15 protein-coding genes, 1 tRNA gene and 3 pseudogenes are annotated in these 17,607 nt (G+C 65.6%); 8 read left to right on the top strand and 11 right to left on the bottom strand.

The window, feature by feature from the left end:
- The 6 genes and pseudogenes from minC to B447_RS23065 all read left to right on the top strand — a co-directional run.
- Positions 1-444: septum site-determining protein MinC (gene minC, locus B447_RS20090; protein WP_002945102.1), on the top strand; the 444-nt coding region annotated here is incomplete at its 5' end.
- A 32-nt stretch (positions 445-476) separates the two neighbouring features.
- Positions 477-1,289 (top strand): septum site-determining protein MinD, encoded by an 813-nt coding sequence (gene minD, locus B447_RS20085; protein WP_083491503.1) that lies wholly within the window; start codon positions 477-479, stop codon positions 1,287-1,289.
- 1 nt (position 1,290) lies between these two features.
- Positions 1,291-1,551, top strand: coding sequence for a cell division topological specificity factor MinE (gene minE, locus B447_RS20080; RefSeq protein ID WP_002927916.1), 261 nt, complete (start codon positions 1,291-1,293; stop codon positions 1,549-1,551).
- Positions 1,552-1,560: 9 nt separating this feature from the next.
- A tRNA-Leu gene (locus tag B447_RS20075) sits at positions 1,561-1,645 on the top strand.
- 151 nt (positions 1,646-1,796) lie between these two features.
- Complete coding sequence (locus B447_RS21950) at positions 1,797-2,087, top strand: Arm DNA-binding domain-containing protein (RefSeq protein WP_002945098.1); 291 nt, start codon at positions 1,797-1,799, stop codon at positions 2,085-2,087.
- Between the two features lie 29 nt (positions 2,088-2,116).
- Positions 2,117-2,329 (top strand): annotated as a pseudogene (locus B447_RS23065) (phage integrase central domain-containing protein); the annotation flags it as partial.
- 354 nt (positions 2,330-2,683) lie between these two features.
- On the opposite strand, the pseudogene B447_RS22925 reads toward B447_RS23065, so the two are convergent.
- The 3 genes and pseudogenes from B447_RS22925 to treF form a co-directional block, all read right to left on the bottom strand.
- Positions 2,684-2,982 (bottom strand): annotated as a pseudogene (locus tag B447_RS22925) (transposase); the annotation flags it as partial.
- Positions 2,983-3,042: 60 nt separating this feature from the next.
- A pseudogene (locus tag B447_RS20065) lies at positions 3,043-3,504 on the bottom strand (sugar O-acetyltransferase); the annotation flags it as partial.
- 26 nt (positions 3,505-3,530) lie between these two features.
- Positions 3,531-5,018: an alpha,alpha-trehalase TreF gene (gene treF, locus B447_RS20060; protein ID WP_002945094.1), complete on the bottom strand. Its 1,488-nt coding sequence runs from the start codon at positions 5,016-5,018 to the stop codon at positions 3,531-3,533.
- Between the two features lie 139 nt (positions 5,019-5,157).
- Here treF and B447_RS20055 point away from each other — a divergent pair, with 139 nt between their 5' ends.
- Positions 5,158-5,355, top strand: coding sequence for a hypothetical protein (locus B447_RS20055; RefSeq protein ID WP_002945082.1), 198 nt, complete (start codon positions 5,158-5,160; stop codon positions 5,353-5,355).
- On the opposite strand, the gene B447_RS20050 is transcribed toward B447_RS20055, so the two are convergent.
- From B447_RS20050 to B447_RS20015, 8 genes are all read right to left on the bottom strand, one after another.
- Positions 5,352-6,518 (bottom strand): MFS transporter, encoded by a 1,167-nt coding sequence (locus tag B447_RS20050; protein ID WP_157384733.1) that lies wholly within the window; start codon positions 6,516-6,518, stop codon positions 5,352-5,354. The genes B447_RS20055 and B447_RS20050 overlap by 4 nt on opposite strands.
- A gap of 101 nt (positions 6,519-6,619) precedes the next feature.
- Positions 6,620-8,119 (bottom strand): carbohydrate porin, encoded by a 1,500-nt coding sequence (locus tag B447_RS20045; protein ID WP_002945077.1) that lies wholly within the window; start codon positions 8,117-8,119, stop codon positions 6,620-6,622.
- A gap of 232 nt (positions 8,120-8,351) precedes the next feature.
- On the bottom strand, positions 8,352-9,530 hold the full coding sequence (locus B447_RS20040; RefSeq protein ID WP_002945075.1) for an ABC transporter ATP-binding protein: 1,179 nt from the start codon (positions 9,528-9,530) through the stop codon (positions 8,352-8,354).
- A gap of 98 nt (positions 9,531-9,628) precedes the next feature.
- Positions 9,629-10,474 (bottom strand): carbohydrate ABC transporter permease, encoded by an 846-nt coding sequence (locus B447_RS20035; protein WP_002945074.1) that lies wholly within the window; start codon positions 10,472-10,474, stop codon positions 9,629-9,631.
- Positions 10,471-11,457 (bottom strand): carbohydrate ABC transporter permease, encoded by a 987-nt coding sequence (locus B447_RS20030; protein WP_002945073.1) that lies wholly within the window; start codon positions 11,455-11,457, stop codon positions 10,471-10,473. The genes B447_RS20035 and B447_RS20030 overlap by 4 nt, the downstream gene beginning before the upstream one ends.
- Before the next feature lie 104 nt (positions 11,458-11,561).
- A complete protein-coding gene (locus tag B447_RS20025; protein WP_002945072.1) occupies positions 11,562-12,827 on the bottom strand; it encodes an ABC transporter substrate-binding protein in 1,266 nt (421 codons plus the stop codon).
- A gap of 65 nt (positions 12,828-12,892) precedes the next feature.
- The gene (locus B447_RS20020) at positions 12,893-14,587 is read right to left on the bottom strand and encodes a glycoside hydrolase family 13 protein (RefSeq protein WP_083491504.1); all 1,695 of its coding nucleotides are present in this window, start codon (positions 14,585-14,587) and stop codon (positions 12,893-12,895) included.
- Positions 14,588-14,649: 62 nt separating this feature from the next.
- A complete protein-coding gene (locus B447_RS20015) occupies positions 14,650-16,290 on the bottom strand; it encodes a glycoside hydrolase family 13 protein (protein ID WP_002945070.1) in 1,641 nt (546 codons plus the stop codon).
- 231 nt (positions 16,291-16,521) lie between these two features.
- Here B447_RS20015 and B447_RS20010 point away from each other — a divergent pair.
- Positions 16,522-17,607 (top strand): substrate-binding domain-containing protein (locus B447_RS20010; RefSeq protein WP_002945068.1); only part of this gene is annotated, 1,086 nt, incomplete at its 3' end.

Here is a 17,607-nt window from a genome sequence, read left to right as displayed (position 1 = left end):
CTTCCGGAGCGGCCGGCCGCAGAGCCGGCGCGCCAGCCCGAGCCTGCGGCAGCGCCTGCCTCCCAGCCCGCTGCTCAGCCGGCTGCGTCGCCCAGCCCCGCGCCGACATTGTTTGTCGACCGGCCGCTGCGCTCGGGCCAGCAGGTCTATGCACGCGGCGCCGACCTGGTCCTGCTCGGGGGCGTGAGCCCGGGCGCCGAGGTCATCGCCGATGGCAGCATCCACTGTTACGGCCCCTTGCGCGGGCGCGCCATCGCGGGCGCCCAGGGCGACCACTCGGCTCGCATCATGTCCAGCAATTTCGGGCCGGAGCTCGTCTCGATCTCTGGCGTTTTCCGTACGTTCGAACGCGGCATTCCCGAATCCATCGCAGGCCGTCCGGCCATGGTGCGACTGACGGGCAGCGACCATCAACTCAACATCGACGCGCTGCAGCTCGGCTGAGCCAGCGCATTGCATCAGACCAAGGGGATAGCGTGAGAGTCATCGTCGTAACCTCAGGCAAGGGCGGTGTGGGCAAAACCACCACCAGCGCAGCCTTCGCATCCGGCCTCGCCCTGCGCGGCTACAAGACCGCAGTGATCGACTTCGACGTCGGCCTGCGCAACCTCGACCTCATCATGGGTTGCGAGCGGCGGGTGGTGTACGACCTCGTCAACGTCGTCAATGGCGAAGCGCGCCTGAACCAGGCGTTGATCAAGGACAAGCACTGCGAGAACCTCTTCGTCCTCCCCGCCTCGCAGACCCGTGACAAGGATGCGCTGACCGAGGAAGGGGTCGAGAAGGTGCTGCAGGACCTCGAGCACATGGGCTTCGAATACGTGGTGTGCGACTCCCCGGCCGGCATCGAGCGCGGCGCCGTGATGGCGCTGACCTTCGCCGACGAGGCCATCGTGACCACCAATCCCGAGGTTTCCTCAGTGCGCGACTCGGACCGCATCCTCGGCATCCTACAGTCCAAGTCCAAGCGCGCACGCGAAGGCGGCGAGCCCGTGAAGGAGCACCTGCTCATCACCCGCTACTCGCCCAAGCGTGTCGATGACGGTGAGATGCTTTCCTACAAGGACGTTCAGGAACTGCTGCGGGTCCAGCTCATCGGCGTCATCCCCGAGTCCGAGTCGGTGCTGCACGCTTCCAACCAGGGCACCCCCGCCATCCATCTCAAGGGTACGGACGTGGCCGAGGCTTATTCCGACGTGGTCGGCCGCTTCCTGGGCGAAGACCGTCCGCTGCGCTTCGTCAATTACGAGAAGCCGGGCCTCATCAAGCGTCTGTTCGGAGGCAAGTGACATGTCCTTCCTCGCCCGCCTCTTCGGCGAAAAGAAGAAGACCGCGGAGATCGCGAAGAACCGCCTGTCACTGCTGATCGCCCACGAGCGCGCCGGCGGCAGTGCCACGGCCGATTTCCTCCCTGCGCTCCAGCGTGAGCTCATCGAGGTCATCTCCAAGTACGTCGCGGTGAACCCCGACGACATCAAGGTGCAGCTCGAGAAGCAGGACAACTACGAGGTGCTTGAGGTCAACATCGTGCTGCCCGAACAGGGCCGCTGACGCGACAACGCCCGGATGGTGAAACTGGTAGACACAAGGGACTTAAAATCCCTCGCCTCATGGCGTGCGGGTTCGATCCCCGCTCCGGGCACCACGTGAACGTCTTTCGAAGGCTACAGTTGGCCACAAATGTAGGCAACATCAAGCCCTTAGGCGCACATAACGTCTCTCGGCATCCATGTTTGCAGCTTGATTCCCAGTAGCTTTGACGGTAACACAGCACCTGCCGCCATCGAATTTCCGTCATGGCTCTCTCAGACACAGCGATCCTCAACACCAAGCCCGCCGACAAGCCGGTGAAGAGGAACAACGGCGATGGGCTCTATCTCCTCGTCCGGCCCTCCGGCGCGAAGTGGTGGTGCTTCGATTACCTCCTCGCACGCAAGCGCAAAACGCTGAACATGGACGTGTATCCGGACGTCGCGCTCGAGCAGGCCAGGGAGATGCGAGAAGATGCACGCAAGCTGGTCGCCGCCGGGATCGACCCGAGCGAGCACCGCAAGGCCTCGAAGCATGAGGCGGTAGCCCGCCAGTAGTTCAGCAAGCAAGTTACCGTTATCAAGACGAACACGGCGGAGAACCTGCTGCGACGGTTGGAAGGCGATGTATTCCCCTTCATCGGCGCGCAGCCAATCGGCAGATAACCTCCCCCGACGTGCTCACGGTCATCAAGCGTATCGACGGGCGCGGCGCCCACGACATCGTCGAGAGGACGTATCAGACGATCGGCCGCGTCTTCCGCTATGGCGTCGGGGATGGCCTCTGCGTGCGCGACCGCTCATGCGACATCGAAACGCGGGATGTGCTCCAGCCGGTAACGACCCGGCACCACGTCAGCATCACCCGAGCGGCGGACGATGATGCAGGAATGTGCGGACCATCTCGACAAGCTGAAGCGCAGCGCTGTGAAGCTCACCGACGAAAACGTCTTCGAGCGAGTTCCGTTAGCCTAGCAGCAGGACGCGGGATCGGTCGGCGGGTCATCGTCTCCGGTTTGGCAGGAGCGCGTATCAGGCTGCGACCGCTGCAGGCTGACGTTGGGACTGCCACCAACTTCGGCGAGCATTTCCAGCGTCATGCAGAGCCGTTGCAGCACCCACTCGTTGATCTCGGCGCAAAGGCGCGAGACCTAGCTCCTGGAGATGCCATTCATTCCCATGGCCCGCACCAGGTCATCACCGAGCGCGTCGGCATGCCTCGTACGTAGGCTTCCCAGATCACCGTCGCGATCGCCTTCGCGGTCGTACGGCGCTGCGCCAGGACGAGCGGAAAGTATCTGCTCACACGCAGCATTGAGATGCGTAGCGCAATCGTGCCGGAGCGCGTGTCCTAGCCGCGGTCGCGGTAGCCGTTGCGCGAGTTGGTCTGCTCACCACTGCGCTCGCCGTGCGCCGCGCCACAGCGGCTGCCAACGTCCAGCTCAAGGGCCCGAATCACCCGACATGGATTACCGGCCGCGAACACACCCGCCGGCACGTCCCGAGTCACCACACTGCCGGCGCCGATTACACTGCGTCTGCCGATGCTCACCCCAGGGCAGATGACGCTCGCGCCGCCGACCCAGACGTCTTCGCCGATCGTCACGGGCCGGCCCTGCTCAAGACCGGCTGCACGTTCGGTCGCATCGAGCGGGTGAACGACGGTGTAGATGTGGACGCCGGGGCCAAGCATCACTCGTGCACCGATGCGAACCAGGCCGACATCGAGCACCACACAGTCGAAGTTAAAGAAGACGCGCTCGCCGGTTTCGATGTTGTTGCCGTAGTCGCAATAGAACGGCGGCTCGATCCACACCCGCCCAGCCGCCCGCGGCAGCAGTTCGGCGAGCAGGCGCGCACGAACCTCGACATCCTTGTCGCCACTGGCATTGAGCGCCCGCGTCACGCGGCGGGCCCGGCTGCGGTCGGCGCAAAGCTCGGGGTCGAGCGGGTCGAAGTACTCGCCCGCGAGCATCTTCTGCTTTTCCGTCTTCATGGTGATCACCTCGCCTTCTGCGCAAGGAAGGCACGCACCACCCCGTTGGTCCAGCCAAAGCCATCCTGTACCGGGTATTCACCACCGCCCGCCTCGCGCGCCATGTCACACACGTCGTACTTCTCCATCATCTTTCCAGTCTCACGCCAGACACGCTCGACTAGGGCGACGAAGCGGCCTGCAATCTCGTCCGCGAGGCGGTCATGGCCGTAGCGGCGGAGTCCCTGCACCACCACCCACTGCAGCGGCGCCCAGCCGTTGGGCGCGTCCCACTGCTCGCCCGAGCGCACCAGAGTGGTGACGACACCACCCGGACGCAGGAAGCGCGCCTCGATCACCTCGGCCATGCGTGCACCCCGGGCCTCATCGACCATGCCGCAATACAACGGAAAGGCGCCAGCGAGCGTCCATGCCTCGGTAGGGTGGTCGCTGGGCCAATGTATATCGAAAAACCATCCAGCCCGTTCGTCCCAGCAGTGGGCCTGCAGTAGCGCCCGGCGCCGCTCGGCGGCGGCGGCGAAGGCGACCGCACGCGGGTCACCCGCCTGCGCGAGCCAGCGCGCGAGCTGCTGCTCGATCTGCCATAGCAACGCGTTGAGATCGACCGGCAGCAACTCGGTGCAGCGGATCGATTCGATGCAACCGCCCGGGGCGAACCAGCGGCTGCTGAAGTCCCAGCCCGATTCGGCGCCGGCGCGGATGTCGCGGAAGAGGCTGCCGCGCCGACCTTCGGCGGCCTGCGCGCAGGTGTGCAGGTCCTCGCCAAAGGATTCCGGCCGCGGCATGTCGTTGGCGTCCCAGTAACGGTTGAGCACGGCGCCGGGCGCGACCTCCACCACGCGCGCCACCGCGCGCGGCCAACTCGCGGCAGACGGTGCGGCCATCCCCGCATCCATCCAGAAGGCGTACTCGCGCAGCAGCTGCGGCAGGAAGGCGCGTACCGCCGCGAAGCCGCGGTAGCGTTCGAGCAACTGCAGCATGGCGCAGAACATCGGCGGCTGCGATCGCCCGAGATAATACAGCCGCGTGCCGTTGGGCACGTAGCCGTAGCGGTCGATGAGGTCGGCGAAGTTGCGGATCATGCCTTCCACCAGATCCAGCCGGCCCGACACCGCAAGCCCTTCGGCGGTGAAATAGCTGTCCCAGTAGTAGATCTCGCGGAAGCGGCCGCCGGGCACCACGTACGGGTGGGCGAGCGCGATCGCGCTGCTGCCCGGCAGCGCCGGATCGGGCGCCCGTTCGAGCTCCGCCCACAGGCGGTCGATGTGGGCCGCGAGCGAATCGGCCGCCACCAGCTCGACCGCCGAACGCTCCGCCGGCAGCTCGAAGTGTTCCGCGACGAAGTCGCGAAGCATGCGCACGAACGCATCATCGATGCCTTTGGCATCGGCTCTGGCACGGCAGTCAGGGAAGGTCTTGGAGTCAGGAAAGATCCGCGCCTGCTGCACGGCCTCGAACAGCACGCCCGCGGTCTGGGCCGGATTGTCATTCATGTGGGATCTCCCTCGGAATTACCCCTGCTGATATCACGAAAACAAATACTCATTTGCTGCGCCGCAGCAGTGCGCATAGGATCTGCCTGACGGCGCCAAAAGCGCTTTGACCTCAACCAGGTCTTTCCAGGAGATCGACATGATTGCCCCAAGCTTCGTCCGTATCGATATGCGCCGCATCGACGCCCTGATGACCCTCGGCCGACTCGAACGCCTCGGCCCCGCGTTCCGCGCCATGGTCCGCGCCCGGCTCGCCAGGCTTCCCAAGTTGTTCGACGACGACATCGTGACGGCTGTCGGGCGCGCGTGCACGATGTCGGCGATGATGCGTGGCTAAGTGGAAGTCGTCGGCGCAGACGCCGGCAGCGGGGGGCCCTCGGCGACGCGTTCACGCAGCACGCGCGCATTCCAGGCCATCACCACGCACATCACCGCCAGCACGCCGAACACGGTCGCCAGCGACCACATCTTGGCCACCTGACCGAGCACCGGCGGGCCGATCAAGCCGCCAATGGCATTGAAGCTGGCGATCAGTGCCAACGTCTGCCCGCCCAGGCGGCCCGCGGCCGAAAAGAACACCGGCGCAACCGCCGCCAAGCCCAGCCCGCAGGCTGCCAGGCCGGCGAACATGGTGCCTGTTGTCGCGCCAATCACGGCCAGCGCCAAGCCCAGCCCGCACAGCAGCGAGCCGGCGCCGATCACCACTACCGGACCGAAGCGGGTGACCACGGCATCGGTGAGGAAGCGGCCAACGGCCATCGTCCCGGCGAATACCGCCAGCGCCATGCCGGCCACACTCTCGCTGGCCTGCAGACCCTGATGCAGGTAGATCGCCGACCAGCCCATGATGCCGCTCTCGACGATGCCGTGGCAGCCGGCAAGCACCGCCAGCCCCTGCCAAGCGCCCGCTGGGATCGGTGTGCTGGAGGGGTTCTCAGCACCCGGGGTTTCGGCGGGCAAACGGCGTCCCACCCACACATGCAGGATCGCGGCGAGCACACCGACCGCCGTCATGTGCATCCACAGCGGCAGACCGCTGGCGGCAAGCGCGCCGCTGACGAAGGCGGACAGCATGCTGCCAACGTAAAAGGTGGCATGCAGCCGGCCCATCATGCGCGTCTTCTGGCGCAGCTCCCATTCGGCGGCCTGCTGGTTCACCGCGACGCTCACGCCGTTGTAGACCATGCCCTGCAGGAACATGCCGGCGAGCAGCCCATGCAGACCCGGCAGCCAGGGAATCAGCGCCATCAACAGGCCGCCGGCAATGCCGAAACGACCGATCATCGCGCGGCTGCCGATGCGCGCCAGGAACCAGCGGTTAATCGGGAAGGACATCACCCCGCCGAAACCAACGGCGAACAGCACCCAGCCCCACTCCGCCGCATCGAGCGACCACAGGGACTGGAACTCGGGCTGGCGGGTCATCAGCACGCTGCCGACCACACCCATGGAGGCGAAGCCGGTAATCAGTGCGCGCAGGCTTAGGGAAGGGAGTCTCATGATCTCGGTCAGGCAGGAAGTGCATACGCGGCCAGGGCGCACTCCACGCCTTGGCCGCTGCCATCAGCAGGGCAGCGTGTGCGCCCCCGTTCGACGCATGTTCAGAACCAAACCTCCATCTGTGCGCCGAGCAGCCACTTACTGTCGTCGTTGAAGCGGGTGTTGCCGAAGCCACCGCTCGGATCCTGAGCACCGTCGTAGCTGAAGCCGTTCAGGTCCTTGTCCCACGCCAGGTAGGAGGCGAACAGGCGCAGTTCCGGACGGGCGAAGAAGCCACCCCCGGTGTCGAGCTTGAAGGTCGGCGCCACGGTGAGTTTGTAGAAGTTGCCGCTAGCCGACGAGAAGGTGCTGTCCAGGTCCATGTACTGAACGCTGCCCTCGTAGGTCATGGCGAAGTTCTGGTTGATCGAGTTGACCAGGCGGACGTTCGCGGTCGCCCACTTGTAGTCGTCACCCTTGTTGAAGCGGTCCTTGCTGACCTCGGCCATCAGCGCCGGTGCGATCTTCCAGTTTGCGTTGAGGTCGGTCACGCCCATCGTGAACACCCGCACCGCTTCGGCATCGTCGAGCAGGCTACCCTGACCGCCGAGAACCTTGACCTGTGCACCGAGGCCGTTGCCATACAGCACGCCGGTCTTCGAGAAGCCATTGGCGACGCCGTAGAAGCTCGGCGCATGGTAGGCGAGCAGGCCGTGGTAGCCCGTCGTGGCGCGCTCGGGGTAGCGCACATCGTTCTGCTTGGCCCGCATGCCACTGAGCATGACCTGCCAGTCGCCGATGTAGTTGTTGCTGGTGGCGATGTAGCTCTTGCCACGCACATCGACGCCGTTCGTGGTCTGGTCGTCCACCACGAAGTCGCGACCATACACCGAGAAGCTCGTCTTCCAGTCCGGCGTCACCTGGGCATCGTAAAAGCCCGCGCCGGTACCGGCCAGGAACACCACGTCGCTGTCGAGGAAGTGGATGTCGAAGTTCTTCTTGTCGAAGCGCTTGCCTGCCCACAGGGTCGCGCCCTCGAAGGCCGTGCCCTTGAACGCGGCAAGGTTGCCGAGTTCGGCGAAGACGTGGCGTACATTGACGCCGTTCTCGCCCGCGGTCCAGTCGTTGTTGCTGTTGGTGCCATCGGCGAGCATGAAGTGGAACACGCCGGTGGTGCCGTCGGCAGTCTGGAAACGCCTGGCCATCTTGGCCTCGACGTAGGTGTCGCTTTCAAGGCCGAGGCGGCCCACTGCCCCGCCGAGGCGAGCCGCCGGCGTGATGTAGGGGCCGACACCCTCGACGGTGAACTGATCGCTGCCCGACAAGGTGCCCGAGCGCGCATAGGCGCCGAACTCAAAGGAGCCGGCGGTTTCGGCCGCCTTCTCGGTCAGCGCCGCCTGGGTCGTGCTGGCGGCCTTCGCCTCACTGGCGGTGCTGTCAGCCTTGCGCGCGACTTCGCCGGCCTGTTGGGCTTCGCTCTTCACCGCCTGCAGCAGTTGTTCGAGCTTGGCAATGCGCTCCTCGAGCGCCTGCACCTGACGCGCGGCCGCGTTGTCAGCGGCGCTGGCTGTGCCACAGAAGGCCATGGTGAGCGCGAGCGCGATGGTGGTTTTCTTGATCATTTGAAGTCTCCTCGACAGAACAGTGATTGAGGGGTCATGCAGGACGATGCCGACGGCTTGTTCTACAGGCAGCCGAAAGCGCTTGTTGCCGGGCGAAGGCGCGAAGCCGCCCGCCGGCGCAGACGCAAGGCGTCTGCCGGTACGTGCCGGCTCCGCCCAGGCGAAGCTCGGCGACGGGTTCAGTTCGGGATCGGCAGGCCTGAGCGTGGTCGGGACGCTGCCTGCCGGCGAATCAATGCGTCACTCTGGCTGCCGCGCGCTCCGCGAAGATCACGGGTGCCTCCTGGTTTGCACCAATCTTCATCGCCGTGGCCGACTGCGGCGGACGGGCGAAGGCCTTGCCCGACTCATCAAACAGGTGGCAGTGCTCGGGCGGGATGCGATAGCCCACGGTCTGGCCGACGGCTACGTCCGAGCGGCTCGGGTCGCGCACCACCCAGGGTTCGCCGATGTCGCCGCTGTCCAGGTAGTGGTAGGTCTCGTTACCCATGTGCTCGACGAACAGCACATCGGCCAGGTTGGGGGCGCTCGAGACCTCGCCCCACTCGATGTGCTCCGGGCGAATGCCAAGCCTGACCGGGCTGCCTTCGGTGCTCACCGGGGTGGCGATCGGCAGCGCAAGCTCCTTGCCGTTCCACAGCCTGACCACGCTCTCGGCGCCGCAACGCGCCAGGGTCGCAGGCATTAGGTTCATCTTCGGCGAGCCGATGAACTGCGCGACGAAGGTGTTGGCCGGGTGGTCGTAGAGTTCGAGCGGTGTGCCGACCTGTTCGATGTTGCCGCGATTGAGCACGACGATGCGCTGCGCCAGCGTCATCGCCTCGACCTGGTCGTGGGTGACGTAGATGATGGTCGAGCCCAGGCGGCGGTGTAGGCTGGCGATCTCCATGCGCATCTGCACGCGCAGCGCGGCATCGAGGTTGGACAGCGGCTCGTCGAAAAGGAAGAGCTTGGGCTCGCGTGCGATCGCGCGGCCAATCGCCACGCGCTGGCGCTGGCCGCCCGACAAGTCCTTGGGCTTGCGCTGCAGCAGCGGCTCGAGCTGCAGGATGCGGGCGCTGTCCATCACGCGCTTGTCGATCTCGGCCGCCGGCAGCTTGGCCAGCTTCATGCCGAAGGCGATGTTCTCGTACACGCTCATGTGCGGGTACAGGGCGTAGGACTGGAACACCATGCCGATACCGCGTTCGGCCGGAGTGTCGTCATTGACGTAGCGGCCGTCGATGTACATGCCGCCGCCGGTGATGTCCTCCAGGCCGGCGATCATACGCAGCAGGGTGGATTTGCCGCAGCCCGAGGGGCCGACGAAGACGACGAATTCGCCGCTGTTGACTTCGAGGTCCAGCGATTTCACCACCACGGCGTTGTCGCCATAGCGCTTGTTGATCTGCTTGAGTGTCAGTTGAGCCATGATGCTCTGTCCTCCTTCGATGGCGCGTCGCTCACGGCGCGCCGGAACTCGCCTGCAGGACGGCGCGCGCCGCCCGCATTCCAATGTCGTTCGGGCCCTCAGCCCTTCACCGCGCCGGCGGTCAGGCCGCTGACGATGCGCTTCTGGAAGATCAGCACCATGACGATGATCGGCAGCGTCACCGTCACCGAGGCGGCCATGATGCTTCCCCACGGCAGCTCGTACTGCGAGGCACCCTGCAACAGCGCGATCGCAACCGGCACAGTGCGGTTCTCGCCCGAGATCACGAAGGTGAGCGCGAACATGAACTCGTTCCAGGCACCGATGAAGGCGAGCAGGCCGGTCGTCACCAGCGCCGGCCCCATGATCGGGGCGAACACCTTGGTGATGATCACCCACAGGCTGGCGCCATCGACGATCGCCGCCTCCTCGAGTTCGACCGGGATGTTCTTCATGAAGGTCGTCAGCACCCAGATCGTGAAGGGCAGCGAGAAGGTCGTGTAGGACACCACCAGCGCGCCGAGCGAGTCATACAGGCCGAGGAAGCGCACCAGCTCGAACATCCCCGACAGCACCGCGACCTGCGGAAACATCGACACGCACAGGATGGTAAACAGGAGCGCACGCTGCCCGCGAAAGCGAATGCGGGCAAGGGCGAAGGCGCCGGTGATCGACACCAGCAGGCAGCCGCCCACCGTCACCGTGGCCACCAGCACCGAGTTCGCCAGACTACGGCCGACCCCGTTATGCACCAGCGCCGTCGCGTAGTTTTCCCAGTGGAAGCTGGTAGGCAGGTAGCTCGGCAGGAACAGGTCCTGGCCGGTCTGTAGCGAGGTGATGATCGCGTTGTAGAAAGGGAACACGCTTACCACCGTGACCAGGGCGGCCGCGGCATAGATCCACGCCAGGTGCGCCGCCTGTCTTTGCTTGCGGGTGAGCCTCATGCCTGCTTCTCCTTGGGTTCGGCGATGCGGCCGATGTAGAGGAAGACTGCTGCCACGCCCGCGACCATCATGAATACCAGCACCGAGGCGGCCGAGCCGACCCCCATCTCCTGGTACACCACCATCTGCTCACGGGCATAACCGGAGATCGATATCGTCGCCTCGCTGTTGGAGGTCAGCACGTAGATCAGGTCGAAGACACGCAGCGCGTCCATGGTGCGGAAGATCAGCGCCACCAGCATGGCCGGGAAGATCAGCGGCAGCGTAATGCGCCGGAAGCGCTGCCAGGCGCTGGCGCCATCGACGCGGGCAGCCTCGTAAAGGTCGGAGGGCACCATCTGCAGCGCAGCCAGCAGCATCAGAGCCATGAAAGGGATGGTCTTCCACACGTCGGCAATGACAACCGCCCACAGCGACAGCGTCGGCTCGGCGATCCAGGCCAGCGGGGCATCGATCATGCCGATGCGCATCAGCAGGTCGTTGATCGTTCCGTACTGGTCGTGGAACATCCAGCTGAACATCTTGGCGGTAACGATAGTCGGGATCGCCCACGGCACCAGGATGGCGGTCCTCACCAGGCCCTGGCCGCGGAACTTCTGGTTCATCAGCAGCGCCAGCAGCAGGCCGAACAACAGCTCCAGGCTGACCGAGATCACGGTGAACCAAAGGGTGTTGTAGATCGCCTGCCACCACAGCGGATCGGCCAGCACGCCGTAAGCCTCGCCGTCGATGAAGTCTAGGTAATTGGCGAAACCGACCAATTCGTACTCGTCGGGCGTGTCGAGGCGGGCGTCGGTGAAGCTGTAGAGCAGCGTGCGCAGCAGCGGCCAGCCGGCCACCCCGGCCAGCAGCACCAGCGTCGGTGCGACCAGCAGCCAGGCGGCACGGGCGCGGCGCGACTGCAGGCCGCGCTTGCGGACGCGCGCTGCCGGTGGCGCGGATGGACTCGCTGCGGCCGCCGCGAGTTCGGTCTTGGGGTGCATGGTCTTCCTCCTTTGGTCGTTTCAGGCGTCGCTCGCCGTTCCGGCAACCCGGCCGGCGAGCCGGGCGTCGAAGCCCCCTGCCCTGCCGACGCTGGCGCAGCGGCTTACTTCCACTCGCGGCCCTTGAAGCGCTTCAGGCGGCCCTCGAGGTCGGCCAGCGCGGCTTCCGCACTGGCGCGCCCGCTCAGGGTGTCGTAGGCGGCGTTCCATATCGCCTTCGAGACCTTCGGATACTCGGTGCGGGTGACCGTCGAGGGACGCGCGACGGCGCCATCAAAGGCTTCCTTGAGGAGCGTCAGGTGCGGGCCCTTGGCCTGGACTTCCGCGTCCTCGTAGACGTCGAGGCGTGCCGGCGAGACGCCCATCTGGAGGAAGTTCTGGCGCTGGCTCTCGAAGTCGGCAAGCATGCGCACCAGCGCGATCGCGGCCTCGGGCACCTGGGTGTAGGCACTCACCGCCCACTGCCAGCCCCCCAGCGCGGCGGCGTGCTGGCCACCCTCGCCGCCGCGCGGCAGCGGCATCATGCTGACCTTGCCCTTGACCGGGCTGGCGTCGTCCTGGCTCAGCAGGTAGGCGTAGGGCCAGTTGCGCATGAACACCGCGTCGCCGTTCTGGAACACCGCACGCGCCTCCTCTTCCTGGTAGGCCAGCACGCCCTTGGGCGAAATGGTGTCGATCCAGCTCGCTGCGGTCTTGAAGGCTTCGATCGCCTTCGGGTTGTTGGCCGAGATGCTGCCATCGGGCTCGACGAAGCTGCCGCCGTCAAAGGAGGCGACCCACTCCAGCGCGTCGCAGGTGAGGCCCTCGTAGGCCTTGCCCTGGAACACGAAGCCGTGCAGGTTGCGGCTGCCCGCGGCGCGCTCGGCATCCTGGATCCCGGCGGCGATGCGCGCCATGTCCTGCCAGGTGGTGGGCGGCTGCTCGCCGTACTTCTCGAGCAGGTCGCTGCGGTAGTACAGCACGCCGGCATCGATGAAGTTGGGGACGCCCTTCACCCGGCCATTGACGATGTTGTTCTGCCACACCGACGAAAAGAAGGCCGGCTCCAGATCCTTGACGTGCTCGGTGAGGTCGAGCAGGTGGCGGTCGAGTACACCGGGCCAGACGACGTCGATCGCCATCACATCCACCACCTTGCTGTCCTTGGTGGCGAATATCTGCTGCAGCATCGACAGCTTCTCGTCGGAGGCACGCGGCAGGTCGATGAACTGCAGTTTGTGCGGTGTCTCGGCTTCGAAGCGGGCCTTGACGTAGTCGCAGAAGCTTTTCACGGTGGCGCCGGCACCGCATTCCATCTTCACGGTGTCGGCCTGGGCGAGGCCGGCACCGAGGCTGAGCAGGGCGCCAGCGGCGATTTTCTTGAGTCTCATGATTGTGTCTCCTCCATTGATGAACCAGGCTTGGGCGAGCACGGGCTGCCCACGGGGTGTTGCGATCAGGCTGTGCGGTAGACGCGCGCCTCGTAGGGCTCGAGTTCGATCGTGTCGGTGTCGGCATGGGCCGCCACCGGCCGGTTAGCGAGCAGCAGGCCGACATGGCGCAGCACGCAGCCGGGTTCTGCAAAGCGCGCCGGGCGGCCGCTGAGGTTGGTAATGACGACGATGCGGTCGTCGCCCTCGCTGCGCGAGTAGGCATAGAGCTGCGCATCGGCCGGTCCCAGCAGCTCGTAGCGGCCATACACCAGGGTCGGCTCCGCCTTGCGCAGCGCGATCAGGCGGCGGTAGTAGCCGAGTACCGAATCGGGATCGCCCTGCTGCGCGGCGACGTTGATCTGCGGGTAGTTGGGATTGACCTTCAGCCACGGCGTGGCGCTGCTGAAGCCGGCGTTGGCGCTGGCGTCCCAGTGCATCGGCGTGCGCGAGTGATCGCGTGCGGTCAGCGACACGTCGGCAAGGATGGTGGCCTCGTCGTCACCGGCCGCGCGGCGCAGCGCGAACTGGTTTTTCGCCCACACGTCGTTGAAGTCGTCCACCGACTCGAACACCGTGTTGGTCATGCCGATCTCCTGGCCCTGGTAGATGAAGGGCGTGCCCTGCATCAGGAAGTACATCGTGCCGAGCGCGGTGACGCTGGCGTGCCAGTGGTGAGCCGGGTCGCCCCACTTCGACACGATGCGCGGAATGTCGTGGTTCTCCAGGAACAGCGCATTCCAGCCCACGCCGTGCAGGCTGTCCTGCCAGGCCGTGAACACCTTCTTCAGCGCAACCACGTCGAGCGACTCGCGCGGCGCCTCGGACCACAGCGCCAGGTGCTCGAACTGGAAGATCATGTTCAGGCGCTGATGCTGCTCACCGACCCAGTCCACCGCCTGCCTGGGCGACACGCCGTTGGCCTCGCCCACCGTCATCACGTCGTAGTGCCTGAAGGTGTTCTTGCACAGGTCGTCCATGTACTCGAGCACGCCGTCGACGTTCATGTGCATCGGCTGGCTCGGCACGTAGTCCAGGCCTTCCGGGTTGGGCAGGTCGGGCAGGCCATCGACCTTCTTCATGTGGCTGACCGCATCGAGGCGAAAGCCGTCGATGCCCTTGTCCAGCCACCAGCGCACCATGTCGAACACGGCGCCGCGCACCGCGTGGTTCTCCCAGTTGAGGTCGGGCTGGCGGGTGGAGAACAGGTGCAGGAAATACTGGCCGGTGGTGTCGTCGAGCTTCCAGGCCGAGCCCTTGAAGATGCTCTCCCAGTTATTCGGCTCGTGGCCGTCCTTGCCATCGCGCCACACGTACCAGTCGCGCTTGGGGTTGTCGCGCGAGGCGCGCGACTCGACGAACCAGGCGTGCTCGTCGCTGGTGTGGTTCACCACCAGATCGAGGATCAGCTTCATGCCGCGCCGATGCGTCTCGGCGAGCAGGCGGTCGAAGTCGGCCAGGGTGCCGAACTCGTCCATGATGTCCTGGTAGTCGCTGATGTCGTAGCCGTTGTCGTCGTTGGGCGACTTGTACATCGGGCAGATCCAGATCACGTCGATGCCCAGCCACTTCAGGTAGTCGAGGCGCTCGGTGATGCCGTTGAGGTCGCCGATGCCGTCGCCGTTCGAGTCCATGAAGCTGCGCGGGTAGATCTGGTAGGCCACCGCCTCCTTCCACCAGGCGCGGCTCGGAGTCTTTGCGATCGGGGTGTGCTTGCTCATGTCGGTTCCATGGTTCTTGTCGGGGTCGGGGTCGCCGCCCACCGGGGCGGCGCCTGCGTCGTTCAGGCCGTGCAGGCGATGGCGAAGGCTTCGTAGGGAGCCAGCGCCAGCACCGGGGCAAGGCGTGTGCGCATGCCGTGGTTGGCGCTCAGGCATTCGCCTTCGAGCCCGGCGATCGCCGCCGGCAGCTCGACGCGCAGCGGCTCGGCGGCAAAGCTGGCGACGACCACGACGCGCGCGTCGCCGAGACGGCGCTCGTAGGCGTACACCTGCGGGTGTGCCGGCAGCAGGTCGAGGTAGTCGCCGTACACCATCACCGGGCGCGTCTTGCGCAGCGCGATCAGGCGGCGGTAGTGGTGGAAGATCGAGTCCTCGTCGGCGAGCGCCGCGGCGACGTTGATCTGCGCATAGTTGGGATTCACCTTCAACCAGGGCCTGGCGGTGCTGAAGCCGGCGTTCGCGGTGGCGTCCCATTGCATCGGCGTGCGCGCGTTGTCGCGTCCGTTGGCCCAGATGCCCTTCATCATCGCGTCGTGCGCCACGCCCGCAGCGGTGCGCTCGCGATATAGGTTCAGGGTCTCGATGTCCTGGTAGTCGTCGATCGAGTCGAAGCGCACGTTGGTCATGCCGATCTCCTCGCCCTGATAGACATAGGGTGTGCCCTTCAGGAAGTGCAGCACGGTGGCGAGCATCTTCGCCGACTCGACGCGATAGCGGCCGTCGTCACCGTACTTCGACACCGCACGCGGTAGGTCGTGATTGCACCAGAACAGCGAGTTCCAGCCCTGGTCGGCGAGCTCGGTCTGCCACTTACCCATCACACACTTGAACGCGACCAGGTCGAAGGCGCGCGGCTTCCACTTGCCCTCTGCGGGGTCGAAGGTGATCGTGACGTGCTCGAACTGGAACACCATCGACAGCTCGTGGCGGGCCGGGTCCGAATACAGCCTGGCGCTCTCGGGCGTCGCGCTCCAGGTCTCGCCCACGGTCAGCACGTCGCGACTACCGAAGGTCGCCGCGTTCATCTCCTGCAACAGGGTGTGCAGGCGCGGGCCGTTTGCCATGATCTTGCGGTCGACGTCCTTGCCGATGAGGTCGATGACATCCATGCGGAAACCGCCGATGCCGCGGTCCAGCCACCAGTTCATCATGCGGTGCACTTCGTCCTGCACCTTCGGGTTGTCCCAGTTGAGGTCGGGCTGACGGCGCGAGAACTGATGGAAGTAGTACTCGCCGCTGGCGGCATCGAACTCCCACGCCGAGCCGCCGAAGTACGAGCGCTGATCATCGGGCACGCCACCGTCGGCAGCGGGCCGGCGCCAGATGTAGTAGTCGCGATAAGGGTTGTCCTTCGACCTCCGCGCCTCGACGAACCACGGGTGCTCGTCCGAGCTGTGATTGACGACCAGATCCATGACGATACGGATGCCGCGCTGGCCGGCCTCGGCGATCAGGCGGTCCATGTCGGCGAGGGTGCCGAACACGGGCGCGATGTCCTGGTAGTCGGAAATGTCGTATCCGTTGTCGTCCATCGGCGAGCGGAACACCGGCGACAGCCAAATTACGCTCACGCCCAGATGCTTCAGGTAATCCAGCCGAGAGATGATGCCGGGCAGGTCACCGATGCCGTCACCATTACCGTCAGCAAAGCTACGCGGATAGATCTGATACACCACCGCGTCATGCCACCACTTGCGCTCCACGTCCGTCTCCTCGTCTTCGCTGTCGGCTCCGGATCACCCGGCCTGATGGGCACCCATCAATTCAGCTAATCGCAATATAAGCACCAAAGCGGTTTGAATCGTATTCCGAAGCGCTTTGGATGTAAACAATTTTCTTCAACAGATTTCAATTCCCCTATGATCAGCCGCCCGTGATGCTAGAATCCAAAGCACTTTGGAACAAGGGCAGCACCTGTCCTGTGGAGCGACCACATGAAAGTCAATCTGAAGACGCTTTCCGAATCCCTGGGGCTATCCCAGACCACCGTCAGTCGGGCCCTCAACGGCTACACCGACGTGGCGGAGGCGACCCGCCGGCGGGTCAAGGAAGCGGCGGCGTCGATGGGCTACCAGCCGGACCCGTTGGCGCGGCGGCTGGCAACGGGTCGCACCGACACAATCGGCATGGTGTTTCCGTTCAATGCGACCGAGTTTGGCGACCACCGCTTCGGCGAGGTGGTGGCCGGACTCACCGAGGGCCTGGCCAAGCACAACATGGACCTCAACATCATTCCCACCCGGCCCGAAACCGAACTCGAGACCTACGCGCGCATCATCGACACGCGCCGGGTAGACGCCTTCATCGTGGGCTGGACCCAGGTCCATGATCCGCGCATCGCCCTGCTGCAGCAGCGCGGTTTTCCCTTCCTCGCCTACGGCCGCACGCATACCGACAAACCCTACCCGTGGTTCGACTTCGATAACGAGGCCGGTGCGCGCATGGCGGTCGAACGCCTGATCGGACTGGGCCACCGCCGCATCGCGATCATCCACGCCCCATTGGGCTTCAACTTCGCCGCGCAACGCTTTGCCGGCTATCTCGCAGCGCTCGAGGCGGCGGGCATCGCGCGCGATGACACGCTGATCGCCGATGCCCGCCTCAGCCGGCTCGCCGGCTACGAGGCGATGCATGCCCTGCTTGCGCGCCCCGCCCCCCCCACGGCGGTGCTGATCGACAACAACCTTGCCGGCGTCGGTGCGCTGCGCGCGGTGGGCGACCTGCAGCTTCGCCCGGGGAGGGACATCTCGCTCATCGTCTATGACGGCGTTTCGCCCGACATCCCGCTGCCCTACCGGGTGAGCTGGGTCGAACAGGCGACCGGTGAGCGCACCGGCCTCAAGATGGCCGAACAGATCGTCGCCGTGCTCAATGGCAAACCGGTCGGCCGCATCCACCACCTGGCCAGGCCGCGCCTCGTACCGGGCGAGACCGACGGCCCGCTCGACAGCGCCATGGCCGCCGCGGTGGCGCCGACCGTCGCCCCGGCGCCACCGCGGGCGTACCAGTCGCGCTTGGGG

It is taken from the genome of Thauera sp. 27 (assembly GCF_000310125.2).
Classification (GTDB): domain Bacteria; phylum Pseudomonadota; class Gammaproteobacteria; order Burkholderiales; family Rhodocyclaceae; genus Thauera; species Thauera mechernichensis.
This window is presented reverse-complemented; position numbering and strand designations above follow the sequence as displayed.

Excerpts from the sequence above, each read along its gene's own strand:
- B447_RS20050 (WP_157384733.1), bottom strand. The coding sequence starts at position 6,518 with ATGAGACTCCCTTCCCTAAGCCTGCGCGCACTGATTACCGGCTTCGCC.
- B447_RS20025 (WP_002945072.1), bottom strand. The coding sequence starts at position 12,827 with ATGAGACTCAAGAAAATCGCCGCTGGCGCCCTGCTCAGCCTCGGTGCC.
- B447_RS20035 (WP_002945074.1), bottom strand. The coding sequence starts at position 10,474 with ATGAGGCTCACCCGCAAGCAAAGACAGGCGGCGCACCTGGCGTGGATC.
- B447_RS20040 (WP_002945075.1), bottom strand. The coding sequence starts at position 9,530 with ATGGCTCAACTGACACTCAAGCAGATCAACAAGCGCTATGGCGACAAC.
- minE (WP_002927916.1), top strand. The coding sequence starts at position 1,291 with ATGTCCTTCCTCGCCCGCCTCTTCGGCGAAAAGAAGAAGACCGCGGAG.
- B447_RS21950 (WP_002945098.1), top strand. The coding sequence starts at position 1,797 with ATGGCTCTCTCAGACACAGCGATCCTCAACACCAAGCCCGCCGACAAG.
- B447_RS20030 (WP_002945073.1), bottom strand. The coding sequence starts at position 11,457 with ATGCACCCCAAGACCGAACTCGCGGCGGCCGCAGCGAGTCCATCCGCG.
- B447_RS20045 (WP_002945077.1), bottom strand. The coding sequence starts at position 8,119 with ATGATCAAGAAAACCACCATCGCGCTCGCGCTCACCATGGCCTTCTGT.
- treF (WP_002945094.1), bottom strand. The coding sequence starts at position 5,018 with ATGAATGACAATCCGGCCCAGACCGCGGGCGTGCTGTTCGAGGCCGTG.
- B447_RS20020 (WP_083491504.1), bottom strand. The coding sequence starts at position 14,587 with ATGAGCAAGCACACCCCGATCGCAAAGACTCCGAGCCGCGCCTGGTGG.
- B447_RS20055 (WP_002945082.1), top strand. The coding sequence starts at position 5,158 with ATGATTGCCCCAAGCTTCGTCCGTATCGATATGCGCCGCATCGACGCC.